General features: G+C 59.9%; 20 protein-coding genes. 12 read left to right on the plus strand and 8 right to left on the minus strand.

Going from position 1 to position 21,963, the window contains the following annotated elements; genetic code table 11:
- Positions 1-250 precede the first annotated feature (250 nt).
- Both OHL14_RS13740 and uvrA read right to left on the minus strand, forming a co-directional pair.
- Positions 251-1,156: a CPBP family intramembrane glutamic endopeptidase gene (locus OHL14_RS13740; protein WP_263379923.1), complete on the minus strand. Its 906-nt coding sequence runs from the start codon at positions 1,154-1,156 to the stop codon at positions 251-253.
- A 59-nt stretch (positions 1,157-1,215) separates the two neighbouring features.
- Positions 1,216-4,401 (minus strand): excinuclease ABC subunit UvrA, encoded by a 3,186-nt coding sequence (uvrA, locus tag OHL14_RS13745; protein ID WP_263379924.1) that lies wholly within the window; start codon positions 4,399-4,401, stop codon positions 1,216-1,218.
- 293 nt (positions 4,402-4,694) lie between these two features.
- Between uvrA and OHL14_RS13750 the strand changes: the two genes are divergently transcribed.
- Positions 4,695-4,865 carry a hypothetical protein gene (locus OHL14_RS13750; RefSeq protein WP_263379925.1) on the plus strand — a complete coding sequence of 57 codons (171 nt, stop codon included), beginning with the start codon at positions 4,695-4,697 and terminating at the stop codon, positions 4,863-4,865.
- A 521-nt stretch (positions 4,866-5,386) separates the two neighbouring features.
- On the opposite strand, the gene OHL14_RS13755 is transcribed toward OHL14_RS13750, so the two are convergent.
- Positions 5,387-6,313: a hypothetical protein gene (locus OHL14_RS13755; RefSeq protein ID WP_263379926.1), complete on the minus strand. Its 927-nt coding sequence runs from the start codon at positions 6,311-6,313 to the stop codon at positions 5,387-5,389.
- A 176-nt stretch (positions 6,314-6,489) separates the two neighbouring features.
- Here OHL14_RS13755 and OHL14_RS13760 point away from each other — a divergent pair, with 176 nt between their 5' ends.
- The 3 genes from OHL14_RS13760 to OHL14_RS13770 all read left to right on the plus strand — a co-directional run bounded on the left by OHL14_RS13760 (position 6,490) and on the right by OHL14_RS13770 (position 9,362).
- Positions 6,490-7,515: a hypothetical protein gene (locus OHL14_RS13760; RefSeq protein WP_263379927.1), complete on the plus strand. Its 1,026-nt coding sequence runs from the start codon at positions 6,490-6,492 to the stop codon at positions 7,513-7,515.
- A 204-nt stretch (positions 7,516-7,719) separates the two neighbouring features.
- On the plus strand, positions 7,720-8,367 hold the full coding sequence (locus OHL14_RS13765; protein ID WP_263379928.1) for a nitroreductase family protein: 648 nt from the start codon (positions 7,720-7,722) through the stop codon (positions 8,365-8,367).
- A 35-nt stretch (positions 8,368-8,402) separates the two neighbouring features.
- Entirely contained in the window at positions 8,403-9,362 is a 960-nt protein-coding gene (locus OHL14_RS13770) for an alpha/beta fold hydrolase (protein ID WP_263379929.1), read from the plus strand.
- Here the strand turns inward: OHL14_RS13770 and OHL14_RS13775 are convergent.
- The gene (locus OHL14_RS13775) at positions 9,349-9,966 is read right to left on the minus strand and encodes a UbiX family flavin prenyltransferase (RefSeq protein ID WP_263379930.1); all 618 of its coding nucleotides are present in this window, start codon (positions 9,964-9,966) and stop codon (positions 9,349-9,351) included. The genes OHL14_RS13770 and OHL14_RS13775 overlap by 14 nt on opposite strands.
- A 234-nt stretch (positions 9,967-10,200) precedes the next feature.
- On the opposite strand from OHL14_RS13775, the gene OHL14_RS13780 reads away from it, so the two are divergent.
- Positions 10,201-11,289, plus strand: a complete 1,089-nt coding sequence (locus tag OHL14_RS13780) for a hypothetical protein (RefSeq protein ID WP_263379931.1) — start codon at positions 10,201-10,203, stop codon at positions 11,287-11,289.
- A 14-nt stretch (positions 11,290-11,303) separates the two neighbouring features.
- Here the strand turns inward: OHL14_RS13780 and OHL14_RS13785 are convergent, their stop codons facing one another.
- Positions 11,304-11,888 (minus strand): YkgJ family cysteine cluster protein, encoded by a 585-nt coding sequence (locus OHL14_RS13785; RefSeq protein ID WP_263379932.1) that lies wholly within the window; start codon positions 11,886-11,888, stop codon positions 11,304-11,306.
- 593 nt (positions 11,889-12,481) lie between these two features.
- Between OHL14_RS13785 and OHL14_RS13790 the strand changes: the two genes are divergently transcribed.
- Together OHL14_RS13790 and OHL14_RS13795 are read left to right on the plus strand one after the other, a co-directional pair.
- Positions 12,482-13,243, plus strand: coding sequence for a Crp/Fnr family transcriptional regulator (locus tag OHL14_RS13790; protein ID WP_263379933.1), 762 nt, complete (start codon positions 12,482-12,484; stop codon positions 13,241-13,243).
- A gap of 71 nt (positions 13,244-13,314) precedes the next feature.
- Positions 13,315-13,944: a response regulator gene (locus OHL14_RS13795; RefSeq protein WP_263379934.1), complete on the plus strand. Its 630-nt coding sequence runs from the start codon at positions 13,315-13,317 to the stop codon at positions 13,942-13,944.
- Between the two features lie 103 nt (positions 13,945-14,047).
- Here the strand turns inward: OHL14_RS13795 and purB are convergent, their stop codons facing one another.
- Positions 14,048-15,346: an adenylosuccinate lyase gene (gene purB / locus OHL14_RS13800; RefSeq protein ID WP_263379935.1), complete on the minus strand. Its 1,299-nt coding sequence runs from the start codon at positions 15,344-15,346 to the stop codon at positions 14,048-14,050.
- A 203-nt stretch (positions 15,347-15,549) separates the two neighbouring features.
- Here purB and OHL14_RS13805 point away from each other — a divergent pair, with 203 nt between their 5' ends.
- Together OHL14_RS13805 and OHL14_RS13810 are read left to right on the plus strand one after the other, a co-directional pair.
- Complete coding sequence (locus OHL14_RS13805; RefSeq protein ID WP_263379936.1) at positions 15,550-16,020, plus strand: MarR family winged helix-turn-helix transcriptional regulator; 471 nt, start codon at positions 15,550-15,552, stop codon at positions 16,018-16,020.
- Between the two features lie 146 nt (positions 16,021-16,166).
- Entirely contained in the window at positions 16,167-17,900 is a 1,734-nt protein-coding gene (locus OHL14_RS13810) for a chloride channel protein (protein WP_263379937.1), read from the plus strand.
- A 67-nt stretch (positions 17,901-17,967) separates the two neighbouring features.
- On the opposite strand, the gene OHL14_RS13815 is transcribed toward OHL14_RS13810, so the two are convergent.
- Positions 17,968-18,219 carry a glutaredoxin family protein gene (locus OHL14_RS13815; RefSeq protein ID WP_263379938.1) on the minus strand — a complete coding sequence of 84 codons (252 nt, stop codon included), beginning with the start codon at positions 18,217-18,219 and terminating at the stop codon, positions 17,968-17,970.
- Between the two features lie 128 nt (positions 18,220-18,347).
- On the opposite strand from OHL14_RS13815, the gene OHL14_RS13820 reads away from it, so the two are divergent.
- The 3 genes from OHL14_RS13820 (at position 18,348) to OHL14_RS13830 (ending at position 21,273) form a co-directional block, all read left to right on the plus strand.
- On the plus strand, positions 18,348-19,421 hold the full coding sequence (locus tag OHL14_RS13820; RefSeq protein ID WP_263379939.1) for a PASTA domain-containing protein: 1,074 nt from the start codon (positions 18,348-18,350) through the stop codon (positions 19,419-19,421).
- A gap of 3 nt (positions 19,422-19,424) precedes the next feature.
- Positions 19,425-20,015 (plus strand): hypothetical protein, encoded by a 591-nt coding sequence (locus tag OHL14_RS13825; RefSeq protein WP_263379940.1) that lies wholly within the window; start codon positions 19,425-19,427, stop codon positions 20,013-20,015.
- Positions 20,016-20,112: 97 nt separating this feature from the next.
- The gene (locus OHL14_RS13830; RefSeq protein WP_263379941.1) at positions 20,113-21,273 is read left to right on the plus strand and encodes an MFS transporter; all 1,161 of its coding nucleotides are present in this window, start codon (positions 20,113-20,115) and stop codon (positions 21,271-21,273) included.
- Between the two features lie 10 nt (positions 21,274-21,283).
- On the opposite strand, the gene OHL14_RS13835 is transcribed toward OHL14_RS13830, so the two are convergent.
- Positions 21,284-21,907, minus strand: a complete 624-nt coding sequence (locus OHL14_RS13835) for a hypothetical protein (protein ID WP_263379942.1) — start codon at positions 21,905-21,907, stop codon at positions 21,284-21,286.
- Between the last annotated feature and the right edge of the window lie 56 nt (positions 21,908-21,963).

Consider the following 21,963-nt stretch of genomic DNA (forward strand, 5'->3'; position numbering starts at 1 on the left):
TGGACGCACGGGAGCTACTCGACGGAGGCGTTGACGTTCTGTTTTCGACTATGAGCGCGGAAGGTGATGAAGCGGTGTTGGCAGATTTCGCAGCGGTAGGGACGGATGAGGAAGAGAATGCGTTCAAGGGGCCGCCGATGGGATCGGACAGTATCTTCGGAGCCACAATGAGGACATTTCGGTGGATTTGGCATAGTTGGGGACCCAAGTACTGCAGTGTCGAACTGACTGAACTGTATCCCAAGTAAAACTAGTGCGCAATCTTTTCGAGATGACGAAAGCCATCTGAAGATACGAACAATAAGGCGAAGATGATGAAGTTGTAGCAGCCGTGCATCAGGGTGGAGCACGCAAGTGATTGAGTCCTAATGCGAACGAAGCTAAGAGCCAGGCTGACAGCGTACAAGATGCCGACGACGCCCCAGGCGTATCCGATCTGGGCGGCGTGCATCAGGGCGAAGGGCAGACTGGAGAGCATCGCTGCCACGATGAGCGCTGGCGTGGAATGTGCGGTGGTCTGTTCCCAGCGCTGCAGTCCGGCAGGTGTGCGGTCGAGCGAGAGCCAATCGTAGGCCGTGGCGATAGCTGGTAGAAGAAACCCGCGGAAGGCCAGCTCTTCCATAAACGGACCAAGAACGATAGCGAAGGCGGCCATGTACCAGATCAGGTGTTTGTTGAGGATAAGCGAGTCGATGGGCGCGTCCTGCGGTGCAGAGACGAAGTGCATCGCGGCCTGCGAGACAAAGCTGACGAGCAGGCCGAGGAGCAGAATCTTCTTCCAGTGACGTATAGCGACGAGGCCGTTCCAGTGGACTCCGCTGAAGAAGCTGCGGTGCCACATCAGGGGAAAGACCGCCATGGAGATGGCGAGGGTGGCGAGATAGGCTGCGGCCTGTGCGCCGATCGCGTAACCCGGATGCACGAGGGCGTCCGCCTGTGTGCGGATATGTGCTGCCGTGAGGATGATCAGGACGCCGAGGATGACACAGAAGCCTGCGATGATGAAGAAAATCGCGGCGTGGCCCATGTGCGGGATGCGCCGAGCCCTGCCATGATCGTCTGCCGGGTCAGTGTCGTGCTGAATATCGAGCACCAGCGGGAGCGCGGTGGGCAGCGCTTCAGAGGATGGCGGGAACGGGATGGGGAGGTCGCTCATGGCTGGGATTCGGAAACGGGGGTTAGGGATTAGAACGGCCTGTGACTACTTCGATTGGGTTACTTTCTTCGAAGCTGACTTCTTCGTTGCGGACTTTTTGCTGTTGGTTCGGGTTTGATCTTTGACGCAGTGGGCACGCCCATCTTCTTTTCCGGCTTGATGAACTTCGGCTTGGGAGCTTTCTTTTCGAGGTCCGGCAGCTCGGCAGGCGGCAGGTGTTTGCTGGCTGCGAGTGTACCTGTTCCTTCGTAGTAACGTGCGAGGAAGCTGCCGGTATGCGATTCGGGTGCGTGCGCGACGAGCTCGGGCGGGCCCTGCGCTACGATGCGACCGCCGCCCTCGCCTCCTTCGGGCCCCATGTCGATGAGGTAGTCGGCGTTGCGGATCATGTCGAAGTTGTGCTCGATGATAATGACCGTATTGCCGAGATCGGTGAGGCGATGCAACACTTCGAGCAGCTTGCGTACGTCGTCGAAGTGCAGGCCGGTGGTGGGTTCGTCGAGCAGGTACAGCGTCTTGCCGGTCTGGCGCTTGGAGAGCTCGCGGGCGAGCTTCATGCGTTGCGCTTCGCCGCCGGAGAGCGTCGTCGCGGACTGCCCAAGATGGATATAGCCGAGGCCGACGTCGACGAGGGTCTGCAGCTTCTGGTGCACTGCGGGGATGTCCTTCAGGACAGGCACGGCGTCTTCGATCGGCAGGTCGAGGATGTCGGCGATGGAGTAGCCATTGAACTTTACGGCGAGCGTTTCCTGGTTGTAGCGGCGTCCGTTGCAGATCTCGCAGAGCACGTAGACGTCGGGCAGGAAGTTCATCTCGATGCGGCGCTGGCCGTCGCCCTGACAGGCCTCGCAGCGACCACCCTGGACGTTGAAACTGAAGCGGCCGGGCTTGTAGCCGCGCTCGCGCGAGTCCGGCAGCATGGCAAAGAGGTCGCGGATCTGTGTGAAGACGCCGGTGTAGGTGGCCGGGTTTGAGCGCGGGGTGCGACCGATGGGCGACTGGTCGATCTGAATCACCTTGTCGAGCTGCGCTGCGCCGTGGATCGCCTTGTGCCGTCCGGGTTCTTCGCGCGAGCCGTAGAGCTCCTTCGCGAGCGAGCGATAGAGGATATCGTTGACGAGCGTCGACTTGCCGGAGCCACTGACGCCGGTCACGACCGTCATGACACCAAGAGGGAAGTGCGCGGTGACGTTCTGCAGGTTGTGCGAGGTTGCGTCTTCGACGGAGAGCCAATTCCCGGTCAGCTGGCGTGGCGCTTTATCGGGTGTCGGGCGCGTCACGATGTCGATCTTGCCGGAGAGGTACTGGCCGGTGATGCTGTTGGGGTTGGCCATCACCTCGGCAGGCGTGCCTTCGGCCATAACGATGCCGCCGTTCTTGCCGGCGCCGGGACCGAGGTCGAGCAGGTAGTCGGCGGCGCGCATCGTGTCTTCGTCGTGCTCGACGACGAGGACGGTGTTGCCGAGATCGCGCAGGCTGGAGAGCGAGGCGATGAGGCGCTGGTTGTCGCGCTGATGCAGGCCGATGGAGGGCTCGTCGAGGACGTAGAGCACGCCGCGTAAACGCGAACCAATTTGGGTGGCGAGGCGAATGCGCTGACCTTCGCCGCCGCTGAGGGTTGCAGCGGAGCGATCGAGAGAGAGATAGCCGAGACCGACGGCGTTGAGGAACTCGAGGCGTTCCACGATTTCGCGCTGCAGGCGGTCGGCGATGATGCGATCGCGGCCGGTGAAGTGCATGGAGCGCGAGCCGTTGAGCGCGCGCTCGAGCGAGAGGCCGGTGAAGTCGGCGATGGAGAAGTCTTTGCGCGCGTTCGACGCGCCGATGGACTCGGTGTCGTTGTCTTCAAGCAGCGTGGGCGGATGCGCGATCGCGTCGGCCAACGGGATGGTGACGGCGAGAGATTCAGGCCGCAGACGCTTGCCGTCGCACTTGGGGCAGACGGTGGCGGACATGAACTGCATCATGTACTCGCGGTAGCCTTCGCTCTTGGTGTCTTCGAGCGTGTCGCGCAGCCAGTTGAGGATGCCGTGGAAGCCGGTGCGACCGACCTCGCTGCGTGGCGGACCGTAGAGCAGCAGGTTCTGTTGCTCTTTCGTGAGCGCGCTGAATGGATGCTTGAGGTTGATCTTGTACTTGTCTGCGGCAACCTTGATGAGTTTGAGCAGATACTGCGAGGTGCCGCCGGGCCCCATGGCTCCATCGAGCAACGGCTTCGACCAGTCGGTGATGGTCTTGGCAGGATCAAAGTCGTAGATGCTGCCAAGGCCGTGGCACTCAGGGCAGGCACCGTAGTTGGAGTTGAAGCTGAAGCTGCGGGGCTCGAGCTTAGGCACGTTGATGCCGCAGTCGGGGCAGGCCATCGACGAGCTGTAGAGTGTCTCGGCGTATGCGCCTCCCGGAGGCTGCTGGCCGATGAGCACTAGGCCGTTGGCTAGTTGCAGCGCGGTCGTGACGGCGGTGGCGAGTCTTCTTGTGTCGAACTCGGGAGGATCGGGGGTGATTCCAGATGCAGATCCCTCCGCTTCGCTGCGGGATGACAAGTCTGACGGGGGGACAGGCTTCAGAATGATGCGGTCGACGATGGCTTCGAGGGTGTGGTTCTTGCGCTTCTCCAGGCGCATGCCTTCTTCGACCTCGGTGATCTCGCCGTCGATGCGGATGCGGTAGCCCTTCTTGTCGAGAGCTTCGATCTCTTCGCGGAACTCGCCTTTGCGGCCGCGAACGACGGGAGCGAGTACCGTGATGCGCTCTTGCGCTTGTCCTGCGGCGGCGCGCTCGGTGGCCTGCGCCACGATCTGCGCGACGATCTGGTCGGCGGTCTGCCGTGCGATGGGGCGATGGCAGTTCGGGCAGTGCGGCTGGCCGACAGAGGCCCAGAGCAGGCGCAGGTAATCGTAGATCTCGGTGATGGTGCCGACAGTTGAACGCGGGCTGCGCGAGGTCGTCTTCTGCTCGATGGAGATGGCGGGCGAGAGGCCGTCGATCGAGTCGACGTCGGGGCGTTCCATCTGGTCGAGGAACTGGCGAGCGTATGCCGACAGCGTCTCAACGTAGCGACGCTGACCTTCGGCGTAGATCGTGTCGAAGGCAAGGGAGGACTTGCCTGAACCAGATAGACCGGTGACGACCGTGAGCGTGTTGCGGGGAATGGATACGGAGACGTCGCGCAGATTGTGCTGACGAGCTCCACGCACATTGATGTGCGTGAGGTTCCGACGCGGGGTGGGAGTCGAAGTAGCCAAGGGTTAAGTTTACTTGAAGAAAGGCAGCGAGTAGGAATCGGGCAGCGGAGTGGACGAGGCTGCCGGTCTGAATCGTGAATAGAAGGTGACGGCAGGTGGTTTTGCGGACATGTTTTTCACTGCGTAAACAGGGGACGCATAAGTCGTTGTGGATATAGGGAACCGCCTTCGTAACTAGTGTCGACAGATTTTGATGTTGGATTGGCAGCGGGATCGGTGAAACTAACATCCGAAGTACCACAGCGGAGATACGAATTCCGCGCGTGGACAAGTTTGAGGAGCGTACTCGGGTGATGGCTAGTTTGATGCTGGTAGCGGCTGTGATGGTGTCACTGGCGAGTGGTGTGCTGGTGGCTTATGGCGTTTGCTATGGGATGTTCCAAGTGTTTCGCATCCATAGCCTCTCGGTAAAGGCAGCACGCGAACGGGCCACGGTGCAGACCGCGGTTCTCGCCGAACAGTAGTTTCCTCTCAACTGGTCTCTGCTTCAGCAGAGGCGAATACTTCCGTTGTTCTTTGATTCTGTGCTGGAGCCAGCAGGGTGCCTGTGGATTAGGGTGCCTGACCTTTCTGCGTCTGTTTGAGCGGCGGCTCCGGTGTTCCCTTGATTGGGTGAGCTTGTGAACGGTGCCTGTGGAACAGGCAGCCCGACCAAACTGCGCCCGCAGCTTGACGACTGAGTTCTTCTGATCGCATGCAAACGCTGAACAGCCCCTGTGGAATGGTGGGCTTCAGGCAAGTGCGTTGGTAGGGCGATTGTTTCAAGGTTTTTTTGATGAAGAGGCGTGATCTGGGCGGTCCCTGTGGAACAGGGGACATCAGTTCAGTGCGTCTGTAGAGCGGCTTGGCGAGGTCAGACGGGTGCCTGTGGAACGGGTGGCTCGACCTTGCTGCGTCTCTAGCTGCTCAACCTGTTCGCAAACGCGAAAAGGTGCCTGTGGATCAGGCACCTTCACTTCGCTGCGTCCGAATTCGTTGCGCTTGACTACTGGGGCGGAGGGGTAGTTGTCGTGCTGTTGGACTGGGCCGCTTTGGCAGCCTGCATCTTCAGAAGCTGTTGGTAGACCTGGTCTGCCGTGAGGGGGCTGGTGTTGCTGGGAGTCTGATTGGGTGTGTCGACGATGCCCTGAGCGGGTTGCTGCGCGGTGGAGGGTGTGGGCAGGGAGTCGGTCGGGACGGAGTTCGTCGTCGGAATCTGTGAGGCCGTCGGTGTGACGTTGTTGGGATCGCCGAGCGGGTTGTTCAGAGGTTGCGGCATACTGGGCGGGCCACCTGCGTTGGGCTGCTGCGATGAGGGTTGACCTGCCTGCACCGAGGGGCTGGTACGGACGGCCTCGGGCAGCGGCGTCGTCCGCAGGTTCGCAGGCGCGACTGGCAGATCCATGCCGAGGTCGGCCTCCTGCGCGGTGACGGGAGGTGCTGCGCCGCCGGCGCGGGGGCTGAGTGCGAGTTCGGTCGGGCGGTGGTTGTCGTCTTCGCGGATGAGCATGTTGACGCCAGTGCCGTCGAGCAGCGTGGCAAGGATGGTGGAGGCGTTGCCCGGACCGTAGCTGCCGAATACGCGCTGTTCTTCTACGCCGCCGGTGATCTTCATGCCGGTGATGTGGGCGATGCTGCTGAGAATCTGATGAAGGCTGGAGTCGTTGGCTCGGACGGTGAGCTGCTCGTTGACGAAGACGACCTCGGCATGGTGCGGCCGCGTGGCGACGACGGCGGGCGCAGTGCCGTTGATAGGCGCTGTCATGTTGGCTTCAGGCGTACCGGTAGCCGGCAGACTGGTGGGCGCGGTGGCTGGAAGCGTCTGGGCCGCTGCCGCCAGAGGGACGAGCGAGAAGAGTAGAGACGCGGCGAAGGTGATGGGGCGGTACATGCTGACGTTGGGACGTATGGCGGCGGCGGAGGGTAGCCTCATGCGTCAAGGATAGACCGGATTGTGCGGAGAGGGAGGGTTGTATGGCGGTTTGGGTTTCGGTCCGACCCTGGAGGCAAGAGACAGGCGAGGGTGAGGGGACAGGGGTGCTTGCTGGAAAGAGGTAGTGTCCGTATGCTGAGGCTCGGGCAATTTATGAGAGCGACGGTAGGAATGCGATGCGCTTAGGGTTGGCAACAATTGGAGTCTGGAGCGAAGTGGCTGTCTGCGTGGCGCTATTTGCGCCAGCCGGCATGGGTGCGCAGAGTTGCACAACTCAGGCGAAGATGACCGGCCAGGTGCGCGGCAGTCTGGCGGATGCGGCCTTTGCCTTTGCGACGGATGTGAAGGCGGGCAATGCCGCAAAGCTGCAGACTGAGGCAATCGCTGAATATGCGCAGAACTTCGCCGCCGCCACCACTCTGATCTCGGACACGTCGGAGAGGATCAAGGGCGATCAGCTGCATGTGTCGCAGGTGTACCTTCTGGATGCGAGTGGGCGGAAGGCCACGGACACGGGCGATACGGACTTCAGCTGTCCGCTGGCGGGTTCGGCGGGAGAGACGGACTTTTCAATCGCTGATCTGCCGCCGGGGATGTACGGTTTTGCGATGGTGGAGGCGATGGGCGACCGGGCCTGGCTGGTGTCTATGCTGGTGAGACAGGATGCCGGCCGTTGGAAGTTAGCGGGGCTCTATCCGCGGGCAAGGTCCGCCGCGGGGCGCGACGGTCTCTGGTACTGGAGTGCGGCACGCGATCAGGCGAAGGCGAAGCAGTTGTGGCGCAGCTGGGTTCTGTATGGGCAGGCGGACAAGCTGCTCCGCCCGGCAAACTTCGTCAGCACATCGAACCTGGACAAGCTGGGTGCGGAGCGCACGGCGGCAACGCCTCCGGAGCTGGCAGGCGGCATCAGCGCCGAAAGTCCGCTGGTGTTGAAGTCCTCCACCGGAGCGGCAGTGAAGTTATCTTCTCTGGGTAGCGAGGGTTCGGACGACGGCAAACGACTGAATCTGGTACTGCACCTGCAGGGGGATCCATCGGTTACGGCATCGGCGGCAGAGATGGCGGAGAACTCAGCCGCTGCTTCGGCGTTGCTGACCGCTCATCCGGAGTTGCGGCAGGGTTTCGATGGCGTGACGGTGATCGCCGAGGTGGCTGGGCGGACCCCGTTTGTGACCGAGCAGAAGATCGGCGAGATTCATTAGAGTGAAGTGGGGACGGCGATCAAGGTTTCCTGTGAAATTGATTGCAGGAACGTTTGCGTCGTAAAGCGAAATTCTTGCCTAGAATGACTGGTATTGCATCGTAGCTTAGATTGAGTGTGGAACCCTTATGCAGGGACATACGCCTTTACGCGAGAGCACCGGAGTCCGGAATCGGGTCCGGTATGAGGTTTGGAGAGACAATCGATGGCAAGCGAGAAGAAGTCATTATCCCAGGTCATTCGCGAACGCCGCTCGACGCCGAGCTTTGATGGAGAGCCCATCCCGGCGCACGACGTTCGCAAGATCCTGGAGGCGGGGCTCTCCGCGCCAAGTGGATACAACATTCAACCCTGGCGCTTTGTGGTGGTGCAAGAGCCAGAGCAGAAGCGGCGCCTGAGGGGAGCGAGCTACAACCAGGCAAAGGTGGAAGAGGCTTCAGTGGTCATTGTGGCCTGTGGGGATCGCGACGGCTGGCGCAAGGACCTCGATGAGATGTTGCGCATGGGTCGTGAAGGTGGAATGCCCGAGAGCTACGCCGCGCAGGCTGCGCAGTCCGTGCCGGGGTATTTATCGGCTTTCAGCGATGATCAGATGAAGGCATGGCTGAACAAACAGGTGATGGTAGCGACGACGCACATGATGCTAATGGCGGAGGCCCTGGAGTACGACACAGCCATGATGGAAGGCTTCGAGCAGGACAAGGTGTGCGAGACATTGCGCCTACCCATGAGTTATTGGGTTGTATCTTTGCTCGGCATAGGACATCTTAAAGGACAAGACAAGTTTCATGGTGGACGGTTCGACCTGGCACATACGGTGTTCGGTGAAGAGTACGGCAAGCCGCTTAAGTAGCGGCTGCCGTGAGAAGGATCGAGGGTATAAACACGGTGCGGCGTTTATTGTTTTGGCTGATGGTGCTGGTGGTGGTGGGTGGGACAGCGATGTACCTGCGGCCTGTGTGGGTGAGCCTGCAGCTTACACACCTTACGTTCGCGCTCAAGGGCGTACAGAGCGATTACGTGGAGACACCGGAAGGGCGCATCCACTACTACGATGCTGAGGCAAGGATTTCGGGGGGCGGTACGCCGATCGTGTTGGTACATGGTCTGGGTGATCGCAGCGAGGCGTGGGCACCGATGATCTACAAGCTGCGCAGCCAGGGCTTCCACGTGTATGCGCTGGACCTGCTCGGCTACGGTCGTTCGCCAAAGCCTGCGGATGCGGATTACTCCATGGCGCTGCAGGCGAAGGTGGTGGCAGATTTTATCCACGGGCTTGGTCTGGAGAGGACAGACGTTGCTGGCTGGTCGATGGGCGGCTGGGCGTCGATCCTGCTGGCGCTGGATCACCCCGAGATGGTGGATCGACTGGTCGTCTTTGACTCGGCCGGGGTGGATTACCCGCGGACTTATCCCGATACTGTATTCCATCCGACCAACGAGGCTGAGCTGGATCGGCTGGTGCATCTGCTGGAGCCGAGTGCGAAACCGCTGTCGCACTTTATCGCGAAGGATGCGCTTCGGAAGTTCGCCGGGCAGCAGTGGGTGATCGATCGCGGGATCGCGGCGATGTTGACGAAGAAGGACGCACTGGAGACTCGACTGCCGACGCTGCAAGCACCTCTGCTGATTGTGTGGGGCGAGGACGACCGGCTGCTGCCGCTAGCGACCGTGGGTGAGAAGATGCACGAGCTCGATCCGAAGTCGGAGCTGGATGTCATGCAGGGTTGCGGGCATCTGGTGCCGGCTGTCTGTACGACTCAGGCAGCGAGCGCAACGGTAGATTTTCTAAAAGCCATGCCTGCGAAGCAAGGTGGAATGCGGACGTGGGGACCTAGCTCGCAGTAGTTTCGCCCCAGGCGTAGGCGTTTGGCTGTGGCAGATCGATATGCTGCAGCACCCTGTGTACGTAGTTCCGCGCGATGTCCTCGATCGTCTGAGGATGGTTGTAGAAGGTGGGGATCACCGGGTAAACCGTTGCGCCAGCCTCTGTGACCGAGGCCATGTTGCGGATGTGGATGAGGTTGAAGGGCGTCTCGCGCACGCAGAGAATGAGGCGGCGGCGTTCCTTCAGGCAGACGTCCGCGGCGCGCTCGATCAGGTTGCCCGCCATGCCGTGCGCGATCCCTGCCAAGGTGCCCATGGAACAGGGAAGTACGATCATCGCATCCACATGATGGGACCCCGACGCGATTGAAGCGCCGATGTCTTCATGTGCGAGCGGAATGATCTTTGTAGATGGCTCGCCAAGGAGTCGCTCCACGAGATTGGCGCGACCTGCGAGTTTGAGCTCTTCAGCCAGAACCCGCAATGCGCTCGGCGACAGCACAAGGTGCACTCGCCCCACGCGGGCATCCTGCTCAAGGGCGCGAAGCATCTCAACTGCAAAGACAGAACCGCTGGCGCCTGTAATTGCGAGGGTAATCGTGAGTGGATGTACTTCAAAACTCATGAGACCTCATTATCTCGCAATGCCCGACACGCGTTTGTCCTCTTAGGTGAAACCCTTCGATTTTCGCGAGACATTTGCGACAGACTTCGGTTCAATACAACTATGTGCTACTTCGGTTCAGGCACTGAAGTTTCGGTTTTGAACCTCGTTTTTGCTACGGCTCGTCCATAAAGGAAAGATACAAAGGTCCACTCCGCATCTGGCTTCAACAAGTCTCTACGGAGCGTGAAACGAATGAAGACGTACAAGCACAATTGGCGTTCAGCCGTGAGGGCTGGAATAGTGGGGCTGGCGACGTGGATGGTGGCTGGTTCGGCGCATGGCTCGATGACGCTGCTGGTGGAGCAGCCGTACGGTAAGCTGGGACACTTCAACCCGGGCGGACACTCCGCCATTTACCTGGACCGCGTCTGCGCCGAAACTCCGATCAAGCTCCGGCCCTGCGGAGCTGGCGAGATGGGAGTCGTTCTCAGCCGCTACGACGGCGTCAATGGTCTGGACTGGGTTGCTGTGCCGCTCATTCCGTACCTGTACGCCGTAGAGTCCGCGGACGAGATTCCAGACACCATGGACAAGGATACGGAAGAGCAGCTGCGCGATGTTTATCGTCGCCAGCATCTGGAAAGCGTTGCCAAAGATGAGGAAGACGGCTCGACGCCCGACGGCAACTGGTATGAACTGATCGGTTCGGCGTACGACCGCACAATCTACGGCTTTCGCGTCGCGACGAATGCGGAGCAGGATGCGATGCTGATCGCGGTCTACAACGACCAGAAAAATACCGAACGGTACAATGGGATCTGGCGGAACTGTGCAGACTTCGTCCGTGTGGCGATAAACCGGGTTTACCCGCATGCGATTCGGCGGAACTATATCGCCGATCTGGGGGTAAGTTCTCCAAAGGCGGCTGCACGGGGGCTTACGCACTACGCGCAAAAGCATCCCGAGGCTCAGCTGGATGTCTTCGTGATTCCACAGGTGCCGGGGAGTCTGCCTCGTTCGCATGGAAATACCGGGGTGCTGGAAGGGGTGGTGAAGCGGTACAGTGTGCCGCTGGTGCTGCTGTCTCCGCACATCGAAGGCGTTGCACTGGTGGCCTACGTGGCGCATGGGCGGTTTTCGATGCCGAAGGATGCCCCGAAGCTGGATATAGCCCAGTTACAGCAGCAGTTGGCGATCGTGAGGCCATTCGCGATGGGAATGCCGCAGATGCCGGAGCCGCCTCAGCCCGTGGTGAGTCCGCCAAGTGGAGGCGTGTCGTTAGCGGAGGGAGGCGGACCCGTAGTTGTAACACCGGGAACACTCCCGGCGCTGCTTCAGTAATTCTCCAAACCTTTCTAACGAAGGGCGAAGGCAATCAGCGTCGGGGCGGATCTGCCTGTGCGTCGCTCAGCTTCCTCGATGAGCTTGTCTTCCAGCGGACGCCAGGACTGGTCCATCTCGCAGCGGGCGACCTCCTCGGTTGGTGCTTCGACGAAGCAGAGTTCGCAGACGGTCAGGTGGTCATCTTCGTCGCGGACAGGGGGCCCAAAGGTCCGGCATTGGATGGGCCGGGTGGTGTACAGATCGCAGGTAGCCGTAATCGGGTCCAGGATGGGGCAGACTTCGTCGTTAGCGAAGTCTTCGAAGAGATCTTCGTGCTGGGGCTGAGTGAAGAGATCGCCCGAGACGGGATCGCCGGGGAAGTCTGGGGCGAGGCGGGCGCGGGAGTCGGCGAGGCGGCCGCGGATACGGTCGGCGAGGTCGGGCTCGGCCGCGTTGAGTGCGGTCTGCAGGGATTCGGCGTCAAGCGGCGAGATAGGGAAGACGCCGACGCAGCACTGGTGGCAGCCGGGCTTGCAAACCAGCCAGTCGCCTGAGCGTTGCGCCGCTGAAGTCAAAGCGGCATCGACCATAGGGAAAAGCTGAATTGAGCCTGACATTTTCTGTTCCGCATTCATCAAGTCGTTTATGTAATCCGATGAAGTGCTTGTAAAAAAGACATTTGGGAGAATGTATATCTCTTTCGCGAACTCATAATCTTCCGAGTTTTTCAGATTGAGAGTGCCGTTCAACCTTTGTCCGGCTTCGTGCGCCCTTCATTCCAAACAGAGCAATTTTTATACAGACACCCTATGTCGGCTATGGGACAGTTGTGGGACTGAAGCCAACAAACCACTTCCTCATAAAGAAAGAGTACGTGATGGCTGAAGTTGTGTGCACCAGAAAAATGCCGCTGGGCGTTGGATGCCATCTGTACTACCTGCTATTGGACAGCATCCACTTCTACCTAATAAGTCAGAGCTATGGAGAATCGGGATGCTCTACCGTTGCCAGGCTCGATACCATCATCGCAATCAGGTTATCAACCTCTTGTGGATGAATGCGAAGTAGTTTTCTTTTCTTTGGGAGGCGAGATGATCAAAAAAGAACAGACGTCGCCTCGCCGCGGAGTCATTCTAGAAGTAATGTCGGGTAGGCGACTCATAGGTTTTCGCTTCAACTCTTTCGATCGCCGACGATAGGAGATTACTGCATGGGCGTTGCCGAAGCTGACAAATTCGATCCGAGCGTCTTTTTGAGAACGCCGGGACTCGGACGAAAATTAGTGCAGATTCGAGCAAAGTCGGTTTTTTTCAGCCAGGGCGATGCGGCCAATTGCGTCTACTACCTGCACAGCGGGCGAGCGAAGCTGACGGTAGTCTCCAATCGCGGCAAAGAAGCCACGATCACGCTGCTTTCGGCAGGCGATTTTGTGGGGGAAGAGGCTATAGCGGGGTCGGCGGGACTGCGGCTGGCAACGGCGACGGCGATCACTGTTTGCACGGGGCTGTGGATACAACGGGACGAGATGTGCCGTGTGCTTCAGGACGAGCCTGAGTTTTCTGCGCTATTCCTGAAGTTTCTTTTAGCGCGCAGTATGCGGACGCAGGCTGATCTGGTAGATCAACTCTTCAACTCCAGTGAGAAGCGGCTGGCACGGATTCTGCTCCTGATGGCAGAGTTCGGGATGCCAGGCGAACCCGAGACGCTGATACCGCCGATCACCCAGGAGACTTTGGCAGAGATGATAGGCACGACCCGGTCGCGCGTAAGTTTCTTTATGAATCGGTTTCGGAAGCTGGGATTCATCGAATATAACGGGCGGATTCGGGTGCATAAATCGCTGTTGAATGTGATCCTCCACGACCATCTTCCCGATCAGAATGCGATGAGGCCTAAAGATGACGACATCCCGATGGCTCGAAAGAAACTCAGGGCGAGACGCACAAGCCTGGTAAAGGAAACAGGCAAATGAGCAATCCGAGACAGAAGCCGGCTTAGCGCTGCGAGATACTTTGGAGCGTGGTACGCAGTTCTGGAGGTGAAATGGTGCCGAACACGATCAGCAAACTGCTTGTCGTCGATGACGAGCCGCAGATACGCACAGTCATGGAGCAGGTTTTTACACAGCTGGGTTACAGTGTGCGGACGGCTTCAGATGGGTTCTCTGCGCTCCGTCAGCTACGGGAGTGGATGCCGAATGTGATCGTCTCGGATCTGAACATGCCCGGAATGTCGGGATTTGAACTATTGTCTGTCATACGCAGGCGGCTGGCCTCCATCTACGTGGTGGCGAGCAGCGGCGCCTACACCAGCAATGAATTGCCGCCTGGCGTAGCGGCGGATGCGTTCCATCCCAAGGGGACGAGTATGCACTCCCTGGTGAAACAGGTAGAGGTCTGGATTGACGAGGACCTGCGCGCCTCCCGCAAGCAGAATGGAGCGCCGCCGATCTGGACTTCACGATGCAGGAAGACACCGGCAGGGGAGCGGCCCTCAGGAGCTTTATACGCGATGATCAGCTGCCCGGAGTGCTTGCGGGCGCTCCCTCAGCTTCTTCGCGAAGACGAAAGAACGATGCATAAGACCGAATGTACGCATTGCCAGACGCCGATAGAGTACGCCATTGTGCAGGAGCTGGACCCGGCAACATCTCAGCCGTATGCAACGGCCTGAAGCTATCCATCCCTTTGCTTATTAGATGGTTGAAAGGATAACCTCAGGCGTTGGTTGGATTTTAGGTTCGATCTCCGGTATCAGCGCAGTCCGGCCTTCCGCCTTAGCCAGCAGCCAATACGCGGTCGAAGATCTCATCGATATTTGTGAGCTGACGGTTGACGTCGAAGGCAGCGGCGACCTTATCGGCCCCAAGTAACTTCTCGATGTTCGGATCGCCTTCAATCAACTCGCGGAAGTTCTTATCGTTCTCCCAAGCATCCATAGCATGCGTCTGGACGGTCTTATAGGCGTCTTCGCGGCTCATGCCTGCGGCGGCGAGGTCAACCAGGAGCTGTCCGGAGAAGACCAGGCCATGAGTGGATTCGAGGTTCTTCTTCATCCGCTCCGGGTAAACCAGCAGCTTTTCGATCAGGGTGGCCGTCTTGTCGAGGAGGTAATCGGCAAGGATGCAGGTGTCGGGGAAGATGACTCGCTCGGCGGAGGAGTGTGAGATGTCGCGCTCGTGCCAGAGCGCCACATTCTCAAGTGCTGCTTGAGCATTACCGCGTATCACGCGGGCAAGACCGCAGATATTCTCGCAGGTGATGGGGTTGCGCTTGTGTGGCATGGCACTCGAACCCTTCTGGCCCTTCGAGAAGAACTCCTCGGCCTCGCGGACTTCGGTCCGCTGGAGGTGGCGGATCTCAAGGGCGATCTTGTCGAGGGTGGAGGCCATTACAGCCAAGGTGGTAATGAAGGCGGCATGGCGGTCACGCTGCAACACCTGGGTGGAGATGAGAGCAGGCTCAAGGTTCAAATCGGAGAGGATCGCGGCTTCATGTGCGGGTTTAAGTTTGCCGAAGGCACCGACTGCTCCGGAGAGTTTTCCTACTCGAAGATCCTCCGCTGCCGCATTGAAGCGCTTGAGGTTACGGCCCATCTCGGAGTACCAGAGTAGGAGTTTGGCGCCGAAGGTTGTGGGTTCGGCGTGCACGCCATGGGTGCGACCGATGGTGGGGGTATTTTTAAATTCGACGGCGCGCTTGCGTAATACGTCACGAAGCCGCACAATTCCTGTACGAATCAATTCTGAGGCTTGCGTAATCGCTAACGCCTGGGCGGTGTCGACCACGTCCGTGGAGGTTAGGCCGTAATGCAGCCACCGCGCTTCGGGTCCGACGGCCTCGGCGACGGCAGTGGTAAAGGCCAGGACGTCGTGGCGGGTTTCTGCTTCGATCTCATGGATGCGCTCGATAGTGAATGACGCCTTCTGCTGGAGAACCTCAGCAGCGGAGGCGGGCACGACGCCAGCACGTGCAAGAGCGGCAGTGGCGGCGAGCTCGACACGCAACCAATTATTGAACTTCTGCTGCTCTGACCAGATGGCGGCCATGGCGGGACGGGTATAGCGGGCGATCATGCGAACTCCAGTGCGTTTGGGGACGTAAAGATTTCGTAAAGTTTATGGAAAGGCTAACGTATTACAAGTTGGCTCTTCTAATAAGAAACAAGTAGGACCGATCATTAGTGTAGCGAGTTCCGAAGCTTGAGTGGTATGGTTCAGTGGCTCGACACCACCGGGCACGCCGTCGGGTTGCGATATAATACGAGGGAGTGGTATCTATGACAACGGAAAATACAGTGCCGGCGAAGGATCAGCGGCTTAAGAGCCTGGCTGAGTTTCGCTACCAGATGCGTAAGTTTCTCAGCTTTAGCGAGACGGCGGCCGAACGCTGTGGCATTGCGACGCAGCAGTATCAGTTGATGCAGGTGATCGCAGCGATGGCACCGGGGCAGGATGCATCGATCAGCTACCTAGCTGACCGTATGGTGTTGAAGCATAACAGCATGGTGGAGCTTGTGGACCGCGCCGAGCGCGCCGGTCTGGTAAAGCGTGAGCATGACGAGCGCGATCTGCGCCGCTCGCTGGTTCGCCTTACGGTTGAAGGTCAGACCGTTCTGGGCAAGCTGGTGGACGAGCACATGGACGAGCTCGCTCCGAAGTGTGAGCCTCTGATCGAAGCTCTCAAGCAGTTACAGGACATCACACGGACCGGCATGCAGGGTCTCACCGAGGGCGAAGGCTCCGTGTAATGAGCACGCCGCCGCGATCGTTCGGCGGGGAATGAGGAAGATTGGGTAGGGGTAGCACGTTACGGGACTATTCGGCAGACAGCCGGATTCTTTACACCAGTGCGCTGGCTTCAGTACTGGGTGCAATTAGCGCAGTAGCAGCATGGGTGCTGCTTGAGTTGATTGCACTCTGTACGAACCTGTTCTACTTCCACTCCTGGAGCTTCAAGGATCGCGACCCATGGCAGGCGCCTCAGCACTGGTGGCTGGTCTTTATGCCCGTGCTGGGCGGCCTGATTGTGGGCTTGATCGCGCGGTTCCTCTCTCCAAAGGTTCGCGGTCACGGTATGCCCGAGGCCGTGGAGACGATCGTCTTTGGCAAGGGCCGGGTGCAGCCGAGGGTAGCTGTGCTGAAGCCCATTGCGACGGCGATCTCGATCGGTTCGGGTGGACCGTTCGGTGCAGAAGGCCCGGTGATCATTACGGGTGGTGCAATCGGCAGTGTGGTGGGACAGCTGCTTCCGGTAACAGATTCCGAACGAACGGTACTGATGGTAGCTGGCGCCTCCGCAGGCATGGCCGCTACCTTCAACTGCCCCATGAGCGCGACCCTGCTCGCGGTGGAGATTCTGCTGTTCGAGTGGAAGCCCCGCTCGCTTGTTCCCGTCGCGATCGCATGCGTTACGGCAGGAGCCGTGCGCCGTCTGCTGCTTGGGCCCGATAGCTTGATGTCCATGCCTGCCACGCAGGGGCCGGTGTATCACTCCGCCATGATCGGCGCGCTGCTGGTCGGCATCATCGCCGCCTTTGTCGCGGCGGGGCTGGGCAAGGCCATCCACACCATGGAGCATTGGTTCGAAAAGCTGACAGATCTGGGCGTTCACTGGATGTGGTGGCCGGCCATCGGCGGCCTTGGTATCGGACTTGGAGGCCTGATCTTCCCGCGAGCGCTCGGCGTGGGCTACAGCGTTATTCAGCAGATGATCACGGGTAGTGATGTGACCTGGAAGCTGCTGGCCGGGGTCCTTATCGTCAAGACCGGAATCTGGATCTTCTCGCTGGGGTCGAACACGGCCGGCGGTATCCTGGCTCCCTTGCTCATGATTGGCGGCGCGCTCGGTGCCACGCTGGGACACTTTATGCCGTTCATGCCGATCGGTGCCTGGGTGCTGGTCGGCATGACGGCGGTGCTTTCGGCGGCGATTGGAGCTCCGCTGACCTCGGCGATGCTGGCGCTGGAGCTGACGCATAACGGCGGGCTTATGCTACCGGTGTTGCTGAGCTGCGTGGCAGCGTATGCGGTAAGCGTTCTGGTGCAGCCGCGGTCGATGCTGACCGAGGGCCTGAGCCGCAGGGGCTTCCACCTGAGCCGCGAATACGGAGTCGATCCCTTAGAGACGATGCTCGTGGGACAGGCGATGCATACGAGCGTCTTCGCGCTGCCAACAACGGCTACAAGGCAGAACGCTCTGGACTGGTTGCGGGCAACAGAAGAGCGTGGAGCAGCTGGCTGGTCACATTGGCAGCGCGTGTTTCCGCTGGTGGATGAGGAAGGCAAGCTGCAGGGAGTGCTGACGCGAGCGAAGATGATCGTTGCGGCGGGGCAGTCGGACGCGGAGAAGGATCGGCCTCTGCTGGATGATGCGAATCTGGAGCCGGCGACGGTGTCTCCAGGAGATACGCTTAGGAGCTGCGCTGAGGCAATGGCGGAGAGCAAGCTGACCGCATACCCGGTGGTCGCGACGGATGGGAAACTGGTCGGTGTGATGACGCTGGAGGATGTGCTGAAAGGTCGCAGCGAGCAGGCTCACCGCGAATCAGACCGCGAGCGCGTGCTTCGGTTGCGGTGGCCATTCTCCACCCGGAAACCCGTCACAAAAGTAGAGACGGTTACGGAATGACAATTCACTGAAGCAAAGAGAGGTCCTCAGCCACCGGCTGAGGACCTCTCTTTGCCTTATGCGAAAACTAGGCGACGCCGAAGAGCTCGGACATCTCTGCGTGCAGGAAACCCTGTCCAGGCTTATAGGGCTGAATCCACTTGCCGTCGAGGACGAGCTGCGGAATAGCGCGCTTGCCGGTGTGAGCGATGACCTCGTCGGCAGCGCCGGGCGTGGTCTCGATGTTGATCTCGATGAAGGGGATCGAGTGGGTATTGAGGAAACGCTTGGCCTCTCGGCAGTCGCGGCACCAGTCGGCGGAGTAGAGCTTCAAGTCCATCCCATCATTTTCGCTGATTTACCGCGCAGAAGAAAGCGCATTCCGTCGAATGGCGATGTAAAGTTTTGATTGCATTGAGGTTGCAGGAAGGATAGATTCGCCGCATCGGGCTCGTTCTACGGAGTGATATGCGTAAATTCTGGCGAGCGTTCATGTTGGCAGCGGTGGTGGGAATAGCCGCAGGTGCGGAAAGCTACGCGGGTGGCCAGGCGGCAAACCCCGGAGGGTACGGCGGAAATCCCGCGATGATGGTCGTGCAGACGGTCGCCGCGCCCGATTTCCAAGGGATGACCCTGCAGGAGGCGCAGGCGGCCAACGTCGTCGTGTCCACCAAGGCCGGTGTCGCGTCGAGGCCGATCTTCTCAAAGCTAAACATGACAGGGCCGCCAGACGGCGTTGTAGGCGCACAGACGCCCACAGCAGGCACCAGGGTCTATCCGGGAAGTCAGACTGCGACGCTGACGATGAAGTTCGCGCAGATAACTGTGCCTGTTCTGCAAGGGATGAGCGTCGCCGACGCCCGGTCCCGCCTCTCGCAGAGCTCGCTGATCCTGGGACAGGTCTCCGGGGATGCGAGGCTGAAGATCGCAACCCAAACACCGGCGGCAGGAACAACGGTGCTGCCGCTCTCCATTGTGGACGTAGTAATGGCAGCCCCCGCAGGCGTTGTTGGGGCGACCGGTGCGATCGGCAAGCCTCCGGCTGAGATCAAGGTGACTGTGCCAAAGGTGCTCACGCTGAGCGAAGCCGCCGCGGCTGCGAAGCTGTACGCCGCCGGGCTGGGCAAGCCGCTCGTACTCGGCCCTGGAAGCGGAGTGGTCGTGCGGCAAACCCCCGCAGCCGGGACGATCGTAGCGAAGGGTAGTCAGGTGCGGCTGGTGATGGGCACGCAGAAGAACGACATCATCGTAGTCCAGCAGAAGAGCAATCCGTGGGGCTGGTACGCCGCTGGAGGAGTCGTGCTGTTGGGAGCGATTGGGGCCTTTGTGGCTGCGAAGAAAACACCGACGCCGTATCCGAAGTCGCCGGCCCTTGCCGAAGCTACCGAAACGATGGTGACCAGACCGAATGCTGCCAGCGGAAAGATCACAATGTCCGCTGACCCCGCTTTACGATGGACGATCCAGCTGCGAGACTGGCCCGCAGCGGGTGCGCTTGCAGTCAAAGGGGACGGAGAGATCAAGGGCGAGCGAAAGGAGTGAGCAATGGCGTTGGTAGAGACACAGATAGATGGAGCTTCGCTGCAACAGTTCATCGGCGCGACTGCGTCGGAGATCGCGGCTGGGCTGACGAAATCGCGGATCGAGGGAGCGGCGCGCGAGGACTCCTCAGCGTTTCAGGCCTGGGTTAGCAAGTCCGACGCAGGTGGAACACGCACGGAGCTGGCAGAGCACGTGGTGGGTTTTTTGCAAGGCGATGCAGGCGAGATCTTCGCTGGGGCCTGGGCTCGCTGTGCCGAGCTGCGAAAAGCTGCCGCCGAGACGAAGGACAAGAGAGGCGTCACCGAACTCGTGGCCCTAGCGGATCATGAATTCACCTATTCCGTCGAACCCGAGGTGGACGTGCTCGTGGATGGCATAAAGCTCGGTGGCTTCAAGTTCAGCGTGGAGCTGGCGTGCGCGGTAAAAGGTCTCGAGCTGCAGGTACGCGAAGGCGGCATCGGCGGCGTGCGCTGCGGAGAGTGTGAAGGCGACGCGACCATCTCGCTGTGTGGTGTTGAGCTTTGGAGCAAACCACTGTTGCATGCCGATCTGCCAGGAGCGTTGCGGTGGAATCGCGTGCTGAAGATCGCGTGATGCCCGCTCCGGCTGGCACAATAGATGGATTGTGACCGATCCGCAACGGAACGAAGAGCGAACAAGTTTTGTGCGCCTGTGGGCGCCGTGTGTAAGCATGCTGCTGCTGTCTCTGCTGAGCTACGCCGACCGCAGCGTGCTGGCGATTCTCAGCCCGACCATCCTCGGGCAACTGCATATGTCTGCGCAGCAGTATGGCTATGCGGTCTCCGCGTTCAGCGTCTGCTACATGGTGTCGAACCCAGTGTGGGGCTTCTGGATCGACCGCAAGGGTGTTTGGATCACGATTCTCGTGGCCGTCGCGATTTGGTCAGTGGCGTCTGGCGCTCATGCTTTGATGACGGGTTTGTTTGGGATGTGCCTGGCGCGCGGCGTGCTCGGGTTTGGCGAGGGAGCTACGTTCCCGGCAGGTCTCGCAACCGTCGCAGAGACGATGCCCCCCGAGAAGCGATCTTTTGCACTGGGGCTGGCTTATAGCGGCGGATCGCTGGGCGTGATGCTGGCCGCGCTGCTCATCACACCGGTCGGAGTGAAGTACGGCTGGCGGGCAACGTTTCTGCTGACGATGGTTCTCGGATTGGTGTGGGTAGTGCTCTGGATTGTGATTCGAGCGACGGGGCTGTATCGAGCCAGCGCCATTGTCAGGACGGAGAAGCGAGTCGGCCAATGGAACCGGAATCTGTTTGCAACGGCTGCTGTCTACGGGCTGGGTGCGGCTCCGCTGGCGTTCGGGCTTTATGCCGCGCCACTGTACCTGTCGCGGGTGCTGCATGTCGGCCAAGCGTCGCTGGGGCATTTGCTCTGGATTCCACCGGCGGGCTGGGAGACGGGGTATCTCTTCTGGGGATGGCTTTCAGATCGCCGGCAGCGGCGCGGCGCAGGCCAGCCTTCAGGGCTGTTCGTCGCGTTCGTGATAGCAGGTTTCGTCATGCTGCTGGAGCCGCTGGCGATCCGCAGCGCGCATCCGGTGATGCTCACTATGGTCCTGTTTTATGTGCAGATGTTTATCGCGGGCGGGTTTGTCGTGCTCTCGCTGGCCGACGGGATGAACGCGCAGCGCAAGGAGAACTCAGGATTTCTGGCTGGTATTGCGATCTCGTCGTGGGCGCTGGTGACGGGGATTCTGACGCCGGTGCTGGGACGCTTCTTCGACCATGGAGCGTACACGCAGGGGCTGTGGCTGGTGGTCTCGCTGCCAGTGGCTGGCGTGCTGTTGTGGAGGCTCCTGCGTCGCGAGGCCACGGCGACAGCGCCGTAGCCTCACTCAGCTAGTAATGGAAGGCTACGCCGACTGCGGGTTCCACCATCGCATACCACCGCGAGCTGGAAAGGATCGGCTGATTGAAGTTGGGCGCGCGATAGAAGAGCGAGCGTCCCTGCAAGCGGTACGTTATATGCGGGTTGCGGGTGGGAATGTCAACACCGACATCAACCAGTCCTGTAGCCCGCAATTGCGTGCGGACGTCGACAATGGACGGATTGAAGTACAGCGCTCCACCGCCGATACCGACGAAGTAGCGTGGACGGAAGGGCGTTGCGTCAGATACATGATTGCGGATCACATAAGCAGCCGTTGCCTCGTGGAAGGCCAGGGGAACTCGCACATCGAAGGAGTTGTTCGGCGCAATGAAGCGCTCAGTGAAGCTGCTGTACTGGTAGTTCAGCTCGACGTCGAGCTTTGTGATGGGATGGTCGCGGAAGGTGAGAAGAAAGCCCAGTGAACCGGTCGTGGACTGGTGCGGAAGTCCGGCATTCTGATTCGTGATCGACGAGGTGAACTGTCCCGCGCCTGAGAAAGCGAGATCGGTTCCTCGCAGGTTATAGACCTGTGCCGAAAGGGTGGTGGCAATAGAGAGCAAAACGAGTGGCAGGATGAGACGAAGATGCTTCAAGGAAAGAGCTCCTCTGCGGAGTGAATTGGTGAGGCAAAAGCCCTTTTGCCAGCGGC

This window comes from Granulicella paludicola, from assembly GCF_025685545.1.
GTDB classification, from domain to species: domain Bacteria; phylum Acidobacteriota; class Terriglobia; order Terriglobales; family Acidobacteriaceae; genus Granulicella; species Granulicella paludicola.

Coding starts and splice junctions, on each gene's coding strand:
- OHL14_RS13785 (WP_263379932.1), bottom strand. CDS start 11,888: ATGTCAGGCTCAATTCAGCTTTTCCCTATGGTCGATGCCGCTTTGACT.
- purB (WP_263379935.1), bottom strand. CDS start 15,346: ATGATCGCCCGCTATACCCGTCCCGCCATGGCCGCCATCTGGTCAGAG.
- OHL14_RS13790 (WP_263379933.1), top strand. CDS start 12,482: ATGGGCGTTGCCGAAGCTGACAAATTCGATCCGAGCGTCTTTTTGAGA.
- OHL14_RS13780 (WP_263379931.1), top strand. CDS start 10,201: ATGAAGACGTACAAGCACAATTGGCGTTCAGCCGTGAGGGCTGGAATA.
- OHL14_RS13820 (WP_263379939.1), top strand. CDS start 18,348: ATGCGTAAATTCTGGCGAGCGTTCATGTTGGCAGCGGTGGTGGGAATA.
- OHL14_RS13750 (WP_263379925.1), top strand. CDS start 4,695: ATGGCTAGTTTGATGCTGGTAGCGGCTGTGATGGTGTCACTGGCGAGT.
- OHL14_RS13760 (WP_263379927.1), top strand. CDS start 6,490: ATGCGCTTAGGGTTGGCAACAATTGGAGTCTGGAGCGAAGTGGCTGTC.
- OHL14_RS13830 (WP_263379941.1), top strand. CDS start 20,113: ATGCTGCTGCTGTCTCTGCTGAGCTACGCCGACCGCAGCGTGCTGGCG.
- OHL14_RS13740 (WP_263379923.1), bottom strand. CDS start 1,156: ATGAGCGACCTCCCCATCCCGTTCCCGCCATCCTCTGAAGCGCTGCCC.
- OHL14_RS13805 (WP_263379936.1), top strand. CDS start 15,550: ATGACAACGGAAAATACAGTGCCGGCGAAGGATCAGCGGCTTAAGAGC.
- OHL14_RS13755 (WP_263379926.1), bottom strand. CDS start 6,313: ATGAGGCTACCCTCCGCCGCCGCCATACGTCCCAACGTCAGCATGTAC.
- OHL14_RS13795 (WP_263379934.1), top strand. CDS start 13,315: ATGGTGCCGAACACGATCAGCAAACTGCTTGTCGTCGATGACGAGCCG.
- OHL14_RS13815 (WP_263379938.1), bottom strand. CDS start 18,219: ATGGACTTGAAGCTCTACTCCGCCGACTGGTGCCGCGACTGCCGAGAG.
- OHL14_RS13825 (WP_263379940.1), top strand. CDS start 19,425: ATGGCGTTGGTAGAGACACAGATAGATGGAGCTTCGCTGCAACAGTTC.
- OHL14_RS13775 (WP_263379930.1), bottom strand. CDS start 9,966: ATGAGTTTTGAAGTACATCCACTCACGATTACCCTCGCAATTACAGGC.
- OHL14_RS13765 (WP_263379928.1), top strand. CDS start 7,720: ATGGCAAGCGAGAAGAAGTCATTATCCCAGGTCATTCGCGAACGCCGC.